Raw genomic sequence first — 15,952 nt, 5'->3', positions numbered from 1 at the left:
CATCGCTCAGTCGATCGGTGGCGAGTAGTGGAGTCCACCGTGCATCCACAGCCGGTTGAGACCGCGCTCGATCTTGAGCGGGCTGTTTCGCCCGACGTTGCGCTCGAAGACCTCGCCGTAGTTGCCGACGGCCCGCAGCGCCCGGATCCCCCACTGGGGCTCGATCCCCAACGCCTGGGCGATGATCTTGCCCTCGTACGGATCCTGCCGCAACAGGGGGTTCCTGTTGTCCCTGATCTCCTCATCAATCCGGTCACGGGTGACGCCGTATTCCTCGCCGAGGATCAGCATGTTCAGAACCCAACGGATCACCGTCGCCCACTCCGGATCGCCACCCCAGACGACCGGGCCGAGCGGCTCCCTGGAAATGCGTTCGGGCAGGATCACGAAAGACCCCGGACCACCCGGCGCACGCAGACGCATGGCCGCGAGCTCGGCGGAGTCCGCAGTATAGGCCTGGCATTGGCCGGCGAAGAGGGCCGCCGCCGCTTTGTGGGCCGAGGCCATGGGCAGAAGGCGGAACGACCTGCCTTTCGCCTTGAAATAAGCCTCCAGGGTACGCTGGTGCGTCGTTCCCTTCTCGACGCAAATGGTCGCACCGTCCAGGTCGGCGAGCGTGGCCACCTTGGCGGCTGCGACCATGAAGCCCTGGCCATCGTAAAGGAGGATGCCGGGAAAGCGCACCCTCAATACGGCCTCACGGGTGAGGGTCCATGTCGTGTTGGCAAGCAGCAGGTCGACCCTGCGCGTCTGCAGCGCGGGAAATCGTGCGGTCGTCTGCAGCGGCACGAACTCCACTTTCTCGGGGTCGTTCAGCACCGCCGCAGCGACCGCACGGCAGAAGTCGACTTCCAGCCCGCGCCACTGTCCGTTGGCATCGCGCTCGGAGAAACCAGGAATGTCCTCACTCACCCCGCAGCGCAGTTGCCCACGCGATGTCACACCGTTGAGAACCTCGGCGGACTCGACCTGTGGCACGGCCGCGAGCATCAGAGCCAACAGGGCCGCACAGCAAGCAGCCAGTTTCATCCGGGATCTCCGAAATCGCGGGACGATGGATTCATTCGTTGTCATGGTCCGGCATGCAAACCCCGACGTCGACCCAAGCTCTCGCGGCATCTGCGCGGCACGGACGAGGGTATCGTCGCCGTGCGAAAGCGACGGACGCAAGTCTCGGCTTCCGGCATCACGGGCTGGTTGAGTGTACCGTCGTACCCCCCCAAGATCGAGATACTGCGCGGGATACTACCCAACGCACGCGAATCACGCAATGCTGTTCGGTGACTCGGCCGTCATCGTTGGCACGGGAAGCGCGTCGTCAGTGCGAGCATCGCCACCGTGTCGAAAGCAAAGGGCGGCCCGGGCAGATTTCCGCCGCTGCTCGACAGCACGGCCAACAGCATCAGGGGCCAGCGCGTGGCTGGATTCCGTGGCCAGCTTGCGAAAGTCTCGGGCTCAATCCTTGTGATCGGCAGCGATTGCCCTCGAGGCCGCCACGAGGAAGAGGGTTCCGCACCGCGAAATCCGGCGCGGGGCACCCGTTCCCAAGTGAGAAAGTGCTGCCGCGTGCCGGCGTGGCACACGGGGGGCAGTCGAATCGCTCCTGGCGACGGGAGCGGTTCCGGGCTGCCTCCCGGCGACAGGCATCGGTCAGGAGCAGGTAGTCCGCAGGCGCCGCAAGGACTCATTGGCCTTGGGCAAGACGGCCGGGTTCTCGTCCGGGAAGTAGCGCTGGCCCTTGGGTATCTGCTTGCTTCCCAGCGGTGGCCAGCCACGCACCGGGATGACCTCTGGCACCAGACCCGACAGGTCTATGCTGCCGTTGTCGACATCTCGCTGGCAGACAAACAAGACTCCATTGGCGGCGGTCACCCGATCTCGCACGGCGGCGAGCGGTGCCGCTGCGGTCCGTGAGAGCGCACCGGTTTCGGGTGGTATCGACAGGAGAAAGAAGCGCCGGCCCTCAGGATTGTTCGCCATGGCCTGCTCGGCCGCAGCCTGGAAACTGAAGCCTGCGCCAGCGATGTACAGACCGCCCTGCGATTGCGCGGAAACCGGCCCTGCGACGCTCGCGACACAGATGGTGGCGGCGAACCTGACGACCTGTGATCGCCAAGCGCATCGTTCATGAAAGGGGGACATGGGTTGGCTCCTCAGCGCCGACCAGGAAGAATATCAGGATTGCGCAGGAGATCCATGCGATTCCGCGCAATGGTCATGGCGCGCCGGCTGGGCCGATCAGGACATGCCATCCGGTCAGCTGCCGTGGGGCCCCTCATCAGCCAATCCCGCAATCGCCGAACGGACGATGTCGTGACCAGCGCTCAGGCGGCGCGCGTCTCGCCGCCGCTGTCAGCGGCGCTCGCCGACAGGCGATTGACGCCATTCACCAACGCCCTGATCGAGGCGGTGACGATGTTGCCGTCGATGCCTACGCCATAGCACTCACGGCTGCTGCCGGCGCGGGCCAGTTCGAGGAAGGCGCAGGCGCTGGCAGCGCTGCCCGTGCCGGCCATTGAACGCTCCTCGTAGCTGCGCACCTGGACGCCGACGCCGATGCTGTGCAGGGCATGCACGGCGGCGTCGATCGGCCCGTTCCCTTCGCCCGCGAGCAGGTGCACCTGGCCGTCGATCTCGATCGTCAGGCGGATTCCCTGCGCCTCACCGTGCTCGACGAGGTGATGCTCGACATAACGCATCGGCGTCTCGCCAGCGAGGTAGGTGCTGGCGAACAGCTGCCAGATCGCGGCTGCGCTCATCTCGCCGCCATGGCTGTCGGTGTGCGCCTGCACGACGCGTGAGAATTCGACCTGCAGCCGACGCGGCAGGACGACGCCGTACTCGGCCTCGAGCAGGTAGGCGATGCCACCCTTGCCCGACTGACTGTTGATGCGGATCACCGAGTCGTAACTGCGGCCGACATCGGCCGGATCGATCGGCAGATAGGGAACGCGCCAGTGGCCCTCGGTACTCTGGACGCCGAACCCCTTGCGGATCGCATCCTGATGCGAGCCGGAGAATGCGGTAAACACGAGGTCGCCGACGTAGGGGTGACGCGGGTGGATGGGCAGGCGGCTGCAGTGCTCGACGGTGCGGGCAACGGCGTTGATGTCCGAAAAGTCGAGTTGCGGCGAAATCCCCTGCGTGTAGAGGTTCAGCGCCAGGGTGACGATGTCGACGTTGCCTGTGCGCTCGCCGTTGCCGAACAAACAACCCTCGACACGCTCGGCGCCGGCCATCATCGCCAGTTCGGCCGCGGCGACGGCCGTGCCGCGGTCGTTGTGCGGGTGCACGCTGAGGATCACGCTGTCACGACGGGCAAGATGGCGGTGCATCCACTCGATCTGGTCGGCATAGACATTCGGCGTCGTCATCTCGACCGTGGTCGGCAGGTTGAGGATCACCCTGTCGTCCCGGTTCGCGCCCCAGGCGGCAGTGACCGCATCGCAGATTTCCAGCGCGAAGTCGAGTTCGGTGGCGGTGAAGGTCTCCGGGCTGTATTCGAGCACCCATTCGGTCTGCGGGCGCTCGCCCGTCAGCTGGCGGATCAGGCGCACGGCGCTGACCGCCATGTCGACCACTTCCGCCCGGCTCATGCCGAACACGTTCTCGCGGAACGGCTTCGAGGTGGCAGTGTAGACATGGACGATGGCGCGCCGCGCACCGGCAAGCGAGTCAATCGTCCGCCGGATGAGGTGCTCGCGCGCCTGCGTCAGCACCTCGATGGTCACGTCGGCGGGGATGTGCTGCCCTTCGATGAGGCTGCGGACGAAATCGAAGTCCGTCTGCGAGGCAGACGGGAATGCGACTTCGATCTCCTTGAAGCCGATGTCGCAAAGCGTATGGAACATCCGCATCTTGCGCTCGACGCTCATCGGCTCGAAGAGCGCCTGGTTGCCGTCGCGCAGATCGGTGCTCATCCAGATCGGCGCCCTGTCTATCGTGCGGTTGGGCCACTGCCGGTCGGTGAGCTTGACCGGCGGGAAAGGCGAGTACTTGCTGGCGGGATTCTTCAACATGTTGCGGCTCCTTGAATGCCCTGCTGTGATTTGCTGACGGCTGGAATGCTACCAGCAAGGCGCCGGCAGGTGGTTGCGTTGTTGCCATCGGTTGCCGGGCGGTTTGGCACAATATTGCGCCGCCAGCCAAGAATGGTAAGATTTGTGTCTTGACTTTCATCGGGATTGCAATCTCGTGCAACTGGATCGTTTCGACCGCAGGATCCTGCAGGTGCTGCAGGAGGACGGGCGGATCAGCAATCAGGATCTCGCCGAACGCATTGGCCTGTCGCCATCGCCCTGTCTGCGGCGAGTGCGCGCGCTCGAGGAAGCCGGTCTGATCATTGGCTATCGTGCGCTGGTCGACCCGCGAGCCCTCGGTTTGTCATTGATGGCGCTGATCCACATCTCGATGGACCAGCACACGCCGGAGCGCTTCAGCCAGCTCGAATCGGCGATTCGCGAGATCCCGGAGATCATCGAATGCCTGCTGATTACCGGCCAGGCTGCCGATTACCAGCTCAAGGTGGTGGTGCAGGACATGGATGCCTACCAGGACTTGCTGCTCAACCGGATCACCGGCATCAAGGGGGTGACCGGGGTGCATTCGAGCTTCGTTCTGCGGCGCGTGGTCGACAAGACGGCGCTGCCGATCGGCGAGCGATGAGCATCGAGGCGCTGCTCTACTGGGTCGGCATGGCAGCTGTGGCGGTCAACGCGCTGACGGGGGTCCTCGACTCCGGTCGCAAGCACATGGACCTGATCGGCGCGCTGCTGGTGGCCGTGGCGACCGCGCTTGGCGGCGGCACCGTGCGTGACCTGCTGCTCCAGCGCAACGTCTTCTGGGTCGTCGACCAGACCTACCTCGCCGCGGCCCTGGGCACCGCCGTCGTCACCTTCTTCGTCGCCCGCGCCTGCCGCGTACCGCCGCGCCTGTTCCTGATTCCCGACGCCATTGGCCTGGCGCTGTTCACCATCGTTGGCACGCAGGTGGCGCTGCAGTGGCATGCTCCGTGGCTCGTGGCGAGCCTGATGGGGGTGATCACCGGTGCCGTCGGCGGCGTCCTGCGCGACATCCTGTGCAACGACGTGCCGCTGATCTTCCTGCAGGGCGAACTCTACGCTTCGGCGGCGTGGGTCGGTGCGCTGACGATGATCGCCGTGCAGGAGGCTGGCGTTGCCCCCGTCTACGCCTCCTGGGCCGGGATGGCGATCGTCCTCGGCCTGCGCCTGGCGGCGATCCGCTTCCGGCTGGTGCTACCGACCCTGGCGCAACCGAAGAGAAGTTGAACGGCCGACGTCGACATCACCGGCGACGCTGCCGCCGGTCGTGCCAACCACAGGCACACACATCGTTCCAAGCATGCACGAGAGCAGACAGCCGCCACCGCCGGCGATGGTTGCGGGGCGGATGCAGGCGGCAGCGCGCGGCCGGTCGAAGCGGCTGCGCGACGACAGCCCGCCGTCGCCGGCGCTAGTCGCGTTCCGGACGGGCAGACGTCTCCGCCGCTGCCGGCGGGCGATAGGAGGCCGCCTCCCGGAAGAGCCAGTCGCGGAACGAGACCACCGCCGGCTGCTGCTCGTCGGCGGGACGCGAGAGAAAGTAATACGAGAGCGGCGACTCGATGATCGTCGTGAACAGGCGCAGCAGACGACCGCTCGCGAGATCGTCCACCGCCAGCGTGTGCCGCGCCAGTGCAACACCCTGTCCGGATGCGGCGGCCATCAGCATCAGGCTCGAGTCATCGAAGATGGCGCCGCGCTGCGGTTCGTCGATGACCAGCCCAGCAGCGCTGAACCACGGTTGCCAGTGCTCGTCCGGCGATCGCAGCAGGGGAAGTGCGATCAGTTGCGCCGGGCTGCTCAGCTCGTGGCGATGCTGGAACTCTGGCGAACAGACCGGGTAGTACCAGTCCTTCATCAGCAAGCGGCAGCTCAACCCCGGGTAGTGGCCATCACCGAAGCGCAGCGCGACATCCGCTTCACCGCCCTTGATGTTGGCCAGGCGGGCGCTCGACTGTACCTCGACATCGCAGTCGGGATGGCGGGCAATGAAATTGCCGAGCCGTGGCAGCAACCAGCGTGCAGCGAAGGAGGGCATGCAGCTGACCCGCAGGCGGCGGTACGGGCGGCTGGCAAGCAACCGCTCCGTGGCTTGGTCAATGTCGGCCAAAGCACGAGCCAGTTGCTCGGCATAGGCAGCGCCGTCCGCCGTCAGCCGGAGGCCGCGGCCATGGCGCTCGAACAGGGCGATGCCGAGATGGTCCTGCAACTGCCGCAGCTGGTGGCTGACCGCACCATGCGTCAGGTGGAGCTCGGCGGCGGCGCCGGTGACGCTCTGGCTGCGTGCCGCAGCGACGAAGACGCGCAGGCTGCCGAGTGCTGGTGTGCGCCGGTGATCCGCCAATTTTCCTCACATGTCAGGTGAAAACATTTCGATTGTAACGGCGCCGGCGGCGGCTGAAAATGGCGTCGTAGGTGCCGCGTGCGCCGGCATCGGGAACAGGAAAGGAGAAGCTCATGGCAATCCGCAGACCATCAATTGAATTCGCGGTCGGTGCTGCCGAGGCGATGTCTCTCGAACGGCTTGCCGGCTGGACCCTGACCGCAGTCAGCGACCGCATCTGGCTGACCGAGGAAGAAGGGGGTCGCGACGTCTGGCTGCTGCCCGGCCAGCGCCACATCATAGCCGGTGCCGGCAGGGTGGTTGTCGAGCCGTGGCTGGGAAAGGGCGGTGCGGCAGCATGCGCGGCGACGATTCGCCTGCTGCCGCCGGCGGGATCCTGCTCGCGTCAATGGCGCCTGCCCGGGTTGCGACCGCGCGGCCTGGCCGTCGCCTGCGCCTGAGAGGTGCCGTGGAAGTCGTCGCCAGGGCTGGCGACGAGGCCAGGAGCGCCGCCGCGACGAACGGGCGCAAGCCGACCATGTGGCGGCAGTGGCAGGATTGCGCTGCGCTCTGCCGCCGCCAGTTGCCGCAGCGGCGGGCCGCGCCGCGGGTCGACCGCGCGGCAGATTCATCAACGCCTCTGCACCCGTGACGACCGGCGGGGAGCAGCGTGATTACGATCGGAGACTGAAGATGACGCAAACGACGAACGGCGGGCAACATCAGTTGCTTGGCCTCTACGATTCGCCTTTCGTCCGCCGGGTGGCGGTGAGCATGACGCATTACGGGATTCCCTTCGAGCATGTGTCGCTGTCGGTGTTTCGCCACATGGACGCCATGCGACCGCTCAACCCGCTGTTCAAGGTGCCGATGCTGATGCTGCCCAACGGCGAGAGGCTGTACGAAAGCGCCTACCTGCTCGACTACCTCGATGAACTCGCGGTCGAGCGCGGCATCTCCCCGCTGACGCCGCGCAGCGGTGCCGACCGCCGCCAGGTGCAGCAGTTGATGGCGCTGGCGATGGTCGGAACGGAAAAGGCGGTGGCCATCGAATACGAACGCAAGCGGCCGGCCGAACTGCAGTGGCCCGACTGGACGAGTCGCCTGCGGGCACAGATGCGGCAGGCGTTCGCGATGCTCGAGGAGCGCCTCGACGGCGACTTCCTGTTTGCCGGGCGCCTGACGCAGGCCGACATCTCAGCGGCCGCCGGTATCGGCTTCATCCGCTACGTGCTGCCGCACGAATGGCCGGCGGGATCCTATCCGGCGCTCGAGCACCTCGCCGCGCGACTCGAGGCTAGCGAGGCCTTCAAGGCGGTGCCGATCGAGGAGTGACGCGCGCTGCGAAGATCCACTGGCTGACATGCGGCGAGCACTGGCTGACATGCGGCGAGCTCGTCTGGCGCGCGGACGCGTCGCCCCGATCATCCTGACGGCCACTCAGGCGTCGACGGCGGTCCGTTCCGGTTCGGCGAGGGCGGCAACCCAGTCGGCAATCTGGCGGTAGACGCGGGCATCGGTCAGCAGTGCCATGTGTCCCAGCCTGCCCAGGGTCGCCGTCTGTACGTCGCCGGCGACCGCCTGAGCGGTGGCGCTGCAGAGCGTGACCAGCCCGTCGCCGAGCAGGCGGCCGAAACGGTGCTCGACGTCTTCGGCCAGGCTGCCACCGAGAAAACGATAGGCAATGTGGCCGGCTGCCGGATGCGCCCGCGCGACGCCCGGCCCCTGTCGCAGATCCTGGATTCCCTGACTGCGCGCCGTGGCGATCCTTGCAAGGGGTTGCGTGACCGGTGATACATGCAGGGCCGAGGTGACGAGGTGACCCAGCCGCTCGAGGGGCGAACCGAGTTGCGGTGCGCCGAGGCAGATCAGCATGCGCATCGCCTGCGGCCAGCGCATGCGAGCCGCTGCGGCCTGCTCACACGCGGCGATCGCGACGAGGCCGCCCATACTGTGGCCGATGATGATCAGCTCACTGTCCGCCTGCGGCCACGTGGCGAGCAGCCGTTCGAGCAACGCGGCCAGTTCGCCGCCGTTGCGGCTGATCGGCAGGCCGCTGTTATAGCGCAGGTAGAGCGGCGTGTAGCCCATGTCGGCCTGCAGTCGCCGACCGAAATCGACTGCCGATGCGCCGCCCGTGGCAGCCGCGCGCGGCTGCCACGAAGATTCGTCGCACGCCAGACCGTGCACGAAGACACACACTCGCCGGCCAGAAACCGGCAGCGGGCTGCACGGAGAATCTCCGTCGAGGCTGAGGACGATGCCCTCGTGACGGAGTGTCATGGCGATCGCCAGGCGGTTGTCGGTGGCGGCGAGATGATCGCCGAAGACGCCGTTCAGCGCGCTGTGCACGCGCGTCGCGAGGCCACCGCGCGGCTCCGCCGGTGGCTGCTGCAATCGCCGTTCCTCGATCAACGCCGCGGCGCCGAAGACGACGCCACTGGTGTGATGAATCGCTTGGTAGACGCCTGCGACGATACCATCGTGGGCGAGCTGTACGAGTCTTGTCGGACCGGCCAGCAGGGGCACTCGCCGCAGGACGGAAAACGACTTGGCGGCGATTGCGTGATGCATTTCGCGCACGCGTGCCGTCGTCTGCTGCACCGCCGTCTTTGCCGCGTGGCTGCCGCCGGCACGCGGCGAGCGGCTGACGGCCTTGGTCTTTACCAGTGGCATGGGGTTGCGTCCTTGAAGTAGAGTTGCAAAGCGTCTTCAGTATATGGCAGTGTCGCCACCAATGGGCAGGCGCTGACCAACGGTGTCAGCGGCACGAGCACCCTGCCTGGGTTCGCCCACATTTCTCGTCGTAGTGCGAAACGTCGTTGAGCAAGTGCAAGCGGGCACTTACGGCGCTCGTGAAGTCGAGGATGCTCAGCGCTGCCGGACTTTGCTCGAGGCGGTCACGATAAGCCCGCACGTCGAGGCCCAGCAGGCTGCTGATCAGCAATCGGTTGGTCCCCTTGTGGGATACCAACACGACCGTTCACTGCCGATGCCGCTCGACGATCGTGCGCAGTGTGGGCAGTGCGCGGTTGAGTACATTGACACCGGATTCTCCACCCAGAGGAGCGACGGCGAACGGATCTTCCTGCCAGAGGGCATACTCGGCCTGAAACAGGCTTTCGATCTCCGACCGACGCAGTCCCTCCCAGTGGCCATAATCGATTTCGCGCCGGCCGGGATCGGCGATCGGCTTCAGACCATGGGGGAGCGCCAAGGTGCGCGCGGTTTCCATGGTGCGTTGCAGCGGACTGGCGTAGACGGCATCCAGCGTCGCTCGTTTCAGCCGCTCGGCCAGACACGCCACCTGTCGGCGGCCTGCGTCCGCTAGAGGCACATCAGAGGAGCCGGCGAACCGGTCTTCGGCAGTTAGATCGGTGGCGCCGTGGCGCACCAGGTAGATTCTGGTCGGCATTCGAGTTCCAGTGTTCGTTCCTGCCGGGTGTGTTTCCCGTCAAGCGGGCTGCGCGTGGCACCAAGGCAAGGGCTCATTGATGCGGACGAGCTGCCGGCCATGGACGGCCCCACCGATGGTCGCCGCGCCCGGAAAGCCCATGGCGACCACGCCAGGCGGCATTCACGAAGGATCGGGCGGGAACACGCCCGCTCCCGTGCCGCCTCATGGCGAGTGTCAATTCCTCAGGTAACGCGACCGGATCGTTGCCACTGCCGCGGCGATGACCGAATCAACTTCGCCGGCCTCGCTGCACGATCCCGGCAGGTCTTGCAGAAGACCGTCCTCCAGCCCATAGATCCAGGCATGCAGAATCAGGGGCTGGCGTCGCTTCCAGGCATCGCCGACCAGCGTGGTGCGAGCGACGTTGCGCACCTGCTCGATGACGTTCAGTTCACACGGGGCGCGCCAGCGGCTCCTGTCGTCCGGCAGCGCGGCCAGGAAGTCTACGTGCCGATCGCGCACATCCTGAATGTGACGCAACCAGTTGTCGATCAGTCCGAGTGCGGGCCCTTCGAGGGCGGCCCGGACACCGCCGCATCCGAAGTGCCCGCAGACGATGACGTGGCGGACCTTGAGCACATCGATCGCGTCCTGCATCACCAACAGGCAATTGAGATCCGTATGCACCACGACGTTGGCGATATTCCGATGGACGAACACTTGGCCCGGCTTGAGACCGGTGATCTGATTTGCCGGTACCCGGCTGTCCGAACAGCCGATCCACAAGTAGTCAGGATCCTGCAGGGCTGCCAGCCCCGCAAAGAAGTTGCGGTCGGCAGTTCGCATGTCGTCGGCCCAGCGGGCGTTGGCGACAAACAGTTCAGGCAGGAACTTCATGCTGGAGTCCTGCAATGAATACGGCGCGCGCTGGCGCCGGCGTGCCGACTGCCCGACGCCACACCTTGGTCGACGGGCCTCGCCCGTGATCAAGAATCTCAGTTCCCTCCCCGCAAGGCGCGAGTTCAGCTATCCCCTCGACGACGCCCGCTCCGGGGATGGGCAGGAAGCGCCGCTGGCAGCAGGTTGCCAGCGGGCGCAACCGTACGGTCAACGACGAAGGCTCAATGAGCCTCATGCGCCAGCTCCCGTTTGTCTGGCGAACGCCAAGGCCATGAGCGCAGCATTTCACGTTCGCAGATGGACTCCTTGGGCAGGTGGTCGACGAACATGTCGAACTGCTCTGCGTGGGCACGCGCCTCGGACGTGCCCGCCTTGCCGCCGACCGACATCAGGTCATGGAAGATGTTGCGCGAAAGGGGGTCCGCCATGTTGTAGCTACGGAACGGCAGCATCGCCATCGGGTCTCGACGCATCGCCGCCCGGCCAATGGCCGCGGCTGTCGCTTCCGAACCCATGGTCGCGGCCAGATACAACCCGTGGCTCCAGTTGAAGGCCTGGAAGACCAGTGGCATGTCCTTGCTCATCCTGCCACCGAACACGAAGGCGCTGATCGGCACGCCGTCCGGGTCTTCCCAGTCCGCGTCGATGCTCGGACACTTGCTGGCCGGCGCCGTGAAGCGCGCGTTGGCATGCGTCGCGACGCGGCCGCAGTCGGGAGTCCAGTCCTCGCCCTTCCAGGCGATGGCATGCGCCGACGGCCGACCGTCCAGTCCTTCCCACCAAACATCGGCGTCGTCGGTGAGCGCGGCGATGCCCCTCCTCGGCGGCATCCAGCGACCGAAGCGCATCACCGGCGGGCAGGCGCCACCACGCTCGCCGCGTGCCGCAGAAACCGGGATAATCGGCAGCTGACTCGCGCGCAGGAAGCAGCGCCGGCGCCCGACAATGAGGCACCAATCCCTGCATCGTCACTGAGGCCACATGCATGATCATCGATGATTCCCAGCGGGGCTCGGGCTTCCTCCTGACGGAGTCCGCGCGACTGCTGCGCAAGCTGGTCGACCGACGGTTGCAGCCGCTCGGACTGACGCGTGCGCAATGGTCGATACTGGCGATCCTGTCGAAGCAGGAGGGGCTTTCGCAGTCGCACATATCCGCCAGGCTCGAGATCGAAAAATCCACGGCCGGCCGCCTGATCGATCAGGTCGAGAAGAGCGGCTGGATCGAACGCCGTCGAGTTGCCGGCGACCGACGCGCATGGGGCATTCATTTGACCGACCGAGCGCGGCAACTGCTGGCCCAGGTCGAGACGGTCATTCGGTGCAGTCGAACGGAGATGCTCCACGGCCTGTCAACGGAGCAACAGGAGCAATTGTCCAAGATCCTGACAACCGTCAAGTCGAATCTCGCCGCTGCCCTTGAACTTGACCGGTCGGAATCTCCTGCGCCCGATTCGGCAGAAGGAACCATCTGAGTTCTCGCAGTGGGCACCGCCAGCCCGAGCGCATCAAGATCACGCCGGGAACGCCCGACCGCAGGCCCGGTGCGGGTTGGCGCGGCAGCGTTGCCCGGCCGCGACTCGACGGCCCGCAGCTGTCAGGCGAACTTTTCAAGGGCGATGCCATGGCAACGCAACGGGCCAAGCTGATGGAACGTATCGGCCGACTCAAGCAGAAGAGCCGCGGCGCCAGCCAGCACTAGCAGGTTCATTCCGTCACCGAGGAAAGGGGGCACGACGGTGACGGCGATCACCTGGCAGAAGGACCGGTTCCCGGCACGATGGCCACACATCCCGGCGCCCCTTGCCTGCGGACCAACGAGCTCGCCTGGGAGGACGCGAAGCTCTGGCGGACCTGCACGATGCTGACCGTCCTGGAGGGTGTGTTTCGCAGCCTGAAACGGCGAGCTCGGCTTGCGAGCCATTCATCACCATCTGGAAGCGCGCTCGGACGGACATCTTTTCGTCAACGCCCCCGCCTGCCGGTGCGTCCAGTTCCTGCGCGCAAAGCTCAAGGCCGTGCGACTCACCGACAACCGGGCGACCCTGCGGGCCATTCTCTTCGTGCAGCGTCAAGTGATCGCGCCCGCCGCACAGCCGTTGCTCGACAGCGGCATCCTCAACGCTTTACTCAGCGTGATACTGGTCTGGTGATGAACGATGCCCGGCGACCACGAAGGTGCGCGGTGGGCCGAAAAGAGGGTCGGGCACGCGAGCGCTGCCGGCGGAGTATCGCAGCATCGACCGACCGCTAACCATCCGGCCGCGACTCGCCGCTCGCAAACCCCGGCACAGACCAGGCGATTGACTTTGTCTCGCTCGGCCATACAATCCCGGCCAGTACGGGCAGCATGACGGCCTGGTCCGGCAGTCCCCGCCAGCCGCCGGATCGCGGGCAGCCCGCCCGCACGCCTTCCGCAGCAGCAAGCGGCAGTTGCCATCAATGGTCATCCTGGAGAAACACCCGCATGTCGCACTGGACCTGCCTGGCGATCGCCATCGTCGCCGAAGTGATCGGCACCTCGTTTCTCAAGAGCTCGGAAGGCTTCACCAGATTGCTGCCGTCGGCGATCGTCGTCGTCGCCTACCTGATCGCCTTCTACTTCCTGGGACTCACCCTGAAGACGCTGCCGGTTGGCATCGCCTACGCGGTGTGGGCCGGCGCCGGCGTGGCCCTGATCACGCTCGTCGGCTACCTGTTCTTCGGCCAGGCGCTGGATGCGCCCGCGCTCGTCGGCATCGTGCTGATCGTGGCGGGCGTGGCCGTCATCAACCTCCTCTCCGCCAGCGTCAGGGACGGCGGGAGCTAGGAGCGCTGGGGGCCGACCTGGCGCCCGTGGCAAGCAGAGGTGAAAGTGGTTGCAGCAACGACCAGGAGGCTGGGCCGTAATGACGCGCGCTGACGAGGGTTTGGCCACTGGTCATGGTAGGGTCCAGGCTTCCGGGGCTCTTGTGGGTACACCATCAACCATGCAGCGCCAGTGCGCAGACGCAGTTCGCATTCCGGGTCGGGACGAGTTGCTTCGGTAGCCCCAGCAGTTGCCTGGAACGCGCCCGTGCTCGACAAGGGCTTCCGGATGAGGCACCGAACGTGCTCAAGCAGCCGCCAATCGGCAGCAGCCGGCGCCGCGGTCAGGCCCCGGAAGATGCGAGGCCAGTTGTGCGTCACCGAAGATCACGCGCTCTTGAAGCCGCGTGCAGCACCTCCTCGCCGCTTCGTTCCCGTTCCGTTGCTCCTGATGCTGCCGCCCCCCATCCACCCGGCGATTGACCAGCCAGCAAACCGCCAACGCGTCGCTCACTCTTCCCCTGGCCGGGTTGAGCCCTCACTTGCCCGCTGCCAAGGCCAGCGGCCCTCGAGTTCGACCTGCAACGCGGTGCTCAGGAAGGTCCGAATGAGGACGATGAGGCCGAGGACGAGGACGCCCTCGAGCGTCGGCGTCACCGCCACGGTGCGGATGATGTCGGCGGCCACCAGGAACTCCAGGCCAAGCAGGATTCCTCGGCCGATGTCCTGGCGGAACAGCCGGTAGCGATCGGTTGCTGCTCGATGGCGGATGACCAGCCGAGCGGCTGCGACCAAGGTGCCGAGGACGATGACGAGAACTCCAAGGCCGTCAAACAGCAGGCCGACGATTTCGGCAACTTCATTGAACGATGACATCGAATGGTCCTCCCGTCGTGCCGTGTTTGCGTCCCGGGAATCGGGCGCAGTCTGCTCCCGGTCCGCAAAGCGGAAGCAGCCGCCAGCTTCCGAGGCGATCGCCGACCGTCATTCTATCCCGAGCCGCCGGCGGCATCCTGATCGCCTCGCTCACCGACGGCAACTTCGGGCTGGCGCTGCCGATCAACTGCCGTCGCCTTCTGCAGTCGAATGGCCCATGCCCGCTGAGCGTCGGCCGCAGCCGCCGTTTGACCGCCGTCGCCGGAGGGCGGATACTCCGCGCGCCGCCTTCAAGGCCCAACCGGACTTCCTGATCTTGAGCGATCCAGGCAACGCGCGCGATTTTGTCTTCACCGATGTGGCTTTCCGCCAGTATCGGCGGCGTCGGGCCGAGCGCCTGCTGCGCACGGGGATCGGCTTCCTCGTCACCTACGCGGCCATCTGGAGCATCGTCGCGCTGAGCCGTGACGACATGCCGACGCTGCTGCTCCAGGGCGTTTCCTTCTGCGGTGCTGCGTGGGTGTGGTCCTGCCTCTCGCGAGGACAGCTCGGGCTCGCCAGCCACAGCTACTTCTGGGTCGTGATTCCCGTCGTCGCCGGCCTGATTGCACTGGAAGGAGTCGCCAGCCCGTTTCGCAGCATGAGCCACCATCATCTGCTGCCGCTGACCATCGGTGCCTACCTTCTGTTCTTCGAGCACGGCAGCCGGGCACGGGAGCTGTACGCACTGGTCTGCCTTTTGATCTTCGTTGCCGTCGAACTCGGGTTGCTGTCGTTGCCGCCCGTCGGCCTGCCCTACTCGCTGGAAGCGCAGGAGACCGGTCGCTGGATCCTGTTCTTTGCCGGCCTTTCCTCGCTGATGTACGTCGCCCATCTTTTTCTGGCCGACCTCGCCGAAGCCGAAAGACAACTGGCGGGCGCCAACAGGCGGCTCGAGGATCTTCTCGAAAACATGCTGCCGGCGTCGATCAGCCGGCGCCTGCGTCGTGAAGGGCGGACCTTTGCCGATGCGTTCAGTGACTGCAGCGTGCTCTTCGCCGACATCGTCGGGTATACCTCGCTCTCGGAGTCGGTGCCCAATGTCGTCGGCCTGCTCGATGCGATCTTCTCGCGGTTCGACGACCTCACCGAGGAAGCCAGGCTCGAGAAGATCAAGACGATCGGCGACGCGTACATGGTGGCCGCCGGCATCCCGGAGGCGCGTGCCGACCACGCCGTGGCGCTCGCCGACCTGGCGCTGCGACTGCGGACGGCGATCAGGGAGTTCCCGGGGCTCGAGATTCGCATCGGCATCAACTCGGGTGCCGTCGTCGCCGGCGTGATCGGCAAGAAGCGCTTCATTTACGACCTCTGGGGTGACACGGTCAACATTGCCTCGCGCATGGAGTCGCAAGGCATCTCGGGTGAGATCCAGATCAGCGAAACTACGCGTGCCCTGCTCACACCGGACTTCGTCTGTGATGAGCGGGGCGAGATCCAGATCAAGGGCAAGGGATCGATGCGCGTCTTCCTGCTCAAGGGACGTGCGGCTGCTGGCTGAGCACTTGTGCGGACGGACATGGCGCGTCGTTCGCCCGGTCGCGTGTGGCATCTCGGTCGGCTCGAGACG

At 66.0% G+C, this 15,952-nt stretch carries 14 protein-coding genes and 3 pseudogenes; 8 read left to right on the top strand and 9 right to left on the bottom strand.

Annotation, left to right across the window (positions count from 1 at the left end):
* Window positions 1-6: 6 nt before the first annotated feature.
* From HT579_02235 to leuA, 3 genes are all read right to left on the bottom strand, one after another.
* A complete protein-coding gene (locus HT579_02235) occupies window positions 7-1,029 on the bottom strand; it encodes an amino acid ABC transporter substrate-binding protein (GenBank protein ID QKS27875.1) in 1,023 nt (340 codons plus the stop codon).
* A 621-nt stretch (window positions 1,030-1,650) separates the two neighbouring features.
* Window positions 1,651-2,142 carry a hypothetical protein gene (locus tag HT579_02230; GenBank protein QKS27874.1) on the bottom strand — a complete coding sequence of 164 codons (492 nt, stop codon included), beginning with the start codon at window positions 2,140-2,142 and terminating at the stop codon, window positions 1,651-1,653.
* A gap of 182 nt (window positions 2,143-2,324) precedes the next feature.
* Complete coding sequence (gene leuA / locus HT579_02225) at window positions 2,325-4,019, bottom strand: 2-isopropylmalate synthase (GenBank protein QKS27873.1); 1,695 nt, start codon at window positions 4,017-4,019, stop codon at window positions 2,325-2,327.
* A gap of 175 nt (window positions 4,020-4,194) precedes the next feature.
* Here leuA and HT579_02220 point away from each other — a divergent pair, with 175 nt between their 5' ends.
* Both HT579_02220 and HT579_02215 read left to right on the top strand, forming a co-directional pair.
* Window positions 4,195-4,665: an Lrp/AsnC family transcriptional regulator gene (locus HT579_02220; GenBank protein ID QKS27872.1), complete on the top strand. Its 471-nt coding sequence runs from the start codon at window positions 4,195-4,197 to the stop codon at window positions 4,663-4,665.
* On the top strand, window positions 4,662-5,288 hold the full coding sequence (locus tag HT579_02215) for a trimeric intracellular cation channel family protein (protein ID QKS27871.1): 627 nt from the start codon (window positions 4,662-4,664) through the stop codon (window positions 5,286-5,288). Before HT579_02220 ends, HT579_02215 begins: the two co-directional genes overlap by 4 nt.
* Window positions 5,289-5,472: 184 nt before the next feature.
* Here the strand turns inward: HT579_02215 and gcvA are convergent, their stop codons facing one another.
* On the bottom strand, window positions 5,473-6,405 hold the full coding sequence (gene gcvA, locus HT579_02210; GenBank protein QKS27870.1) for a transcriptional regulator GcvA: 933 nt from the start codon (window positions 6,403-6,405) through the stop codon (window positions 5,473-5,475).
* A gap of 113 nt (window positions 6,406-6,518) precedes the next feature.
* On the opposite strand from gcvA, the gene HT579_02205 reads away from it, so the two are divergent.
* Complete coding sequence (locus tag HT579_02205) at window positions 6,519-6,845, top strand: DUF2917 domain-containing protein (protein ID QKS27869.1); 327 nt, start codon at window positions 6,519-6,521, stop codon at window positions 6,843-6,845.
* Window positions 6,846-7,077: 232 nt separating this feature from the next.
* The gene (locus HT579_02200) at window positions 7,078-7,719 is read left to right on the top strand and encodes a glutathione S-transferase family protein (protein ID QKS27868.1); all 642 of its coding nucleotides are present in this window, start codon (window positions 7,078-7,080) and stop codon (window positions 7,717-7,719) included.
* Window positions 7,720-7,824: 105 nt separating this feature from the next.
* On the opposite strand, the gene HT579_02195 is transcribed toward HT579_02200, so the two are convergent.
* From HT579_02195 to HT579_02180, 4 genes and pseudogenes are all read right to left on the bottom strand, one after another.
* Window positions 7,825-9,060, bottom strand: a complete 1,236-nt coding sequence (locus HT579_02195) for a hypothetical protein (protein QKS27867.1) — start codon at window positions 9,058-9,060, stop codon at window positions 7,825-7,827.
* An 85-nt stretch (window positions 9,061-9,145) separates the two neighbouring features.
* Window positions 9,146-9,799: pseudogene (locus HT579_02190) on the bottom strand (histidine phosphatase family protein).
* A gap of 216 nt (window positions 9,800-10,015) precedes the next feature.
* Window positions 10,016-10,678 carry a carbonate dehydratase gene (can, locus tag HT579_02185; protein ID QKS27866.1) on the bottom strand — a complete coding sequence of 221 codons (663 nt, stop codon included), beginning with the start codon at window positions 10,676-10,678 and terminating at the stop codon, window positions 10,016-10,018.
* 224 nt (window positions 10,679-10,902) lie between these two features.
* A pseudogene (locus HT579_02180) lies at window positions 10,903-11,490 on the bottom strand (phosphoenolpyruvate carboxykinase (GTP)).
* Window positions 11,491-11,750: 260 nt separating this feature from the next.
* Between HT579_02180 and HT579_02175 the strand changes: the two are divergent.
* The 3 genes and pseudogenes from HT579_02175 to HT579_02165 all read left to right on the top strand — a co-directional run bounded on the left by HT579_02175 (window position 11,751) and on the right by HT579_02165 (window position 13,489).
* Window positions 11,751-12,155, top strand: a complete 405-nt coding sequence (locus HT579_02175; GenBank protein ID QKS27865.1) for a MarR family transcriptional regulator — start codon at window positions 11,751-11,753, stop codon at window positions 12,153-12,155.
* 167 nt (window positions 12,156-12,322) lie between these two features.
* A pseudogene (locus HT579_02170) lies at window positions 12,323-12,764 on the top strand (transposase).
* Between the two features lie 383 nt (window positions 12,765-13,147).
* Complete coding sequence (locus HT579_02165) at window positions 13,148-13,489, top strand: multidrug efflux SMR transporter (GenBank protein QKS27864.1); 342 nt, start codon at window positions 13,148-13,150, stop codon at window positions 13,487-13,489.
* Between the two features lie 488 nt (window positions 13,490-13,977).
* Here HT579_02165 and HT579_02160 read toward each other — a convergent pair whose 3' ends face one another.
* Window positions 13,978-14,343, bottom strand: a complete 366-nt coding sequence (locus HT579_02160; GenBank protein QKS27863.1) for a DUF1622 domain-containing protein — start codon at window positions 14,341-14,343, stop codon at window positions 13,978-13,980.
* A gap of 316 nt (window positions 14,344-14,659) precedes the next feature.
* On the opposite strand from HT579_02160, the gene HT579_02155 reads away from it, so the two are divergent.
* Window positions 14,660-15,883, top strand: a complete 1,224-nt coding sequence (locus tag HT579_02155; protein QKS27862.1) for an adenylate/guanylate cyclase domain-containing protein — start codon at window positions 14,660-14,662, stop codon at window positions 15,881-15,883.
* The last annotated feature ends 69 nt before the right edge of the window (window positions 15,884-15,952 follow it).

Source organism: Candidatus Accumulibacter similis (assembly GCA_013347225.1).
GTDB classification, from domain to species: Bacteria; Pseudomonadota; Gammaproteobacteria; order Burkholderiales; family Rhodocyclaceae; genus Accumulibacter; species Accumulibacter similis.
This window is presented reverse-complemented; position numbering and strand designations above follow the sequence as displayed.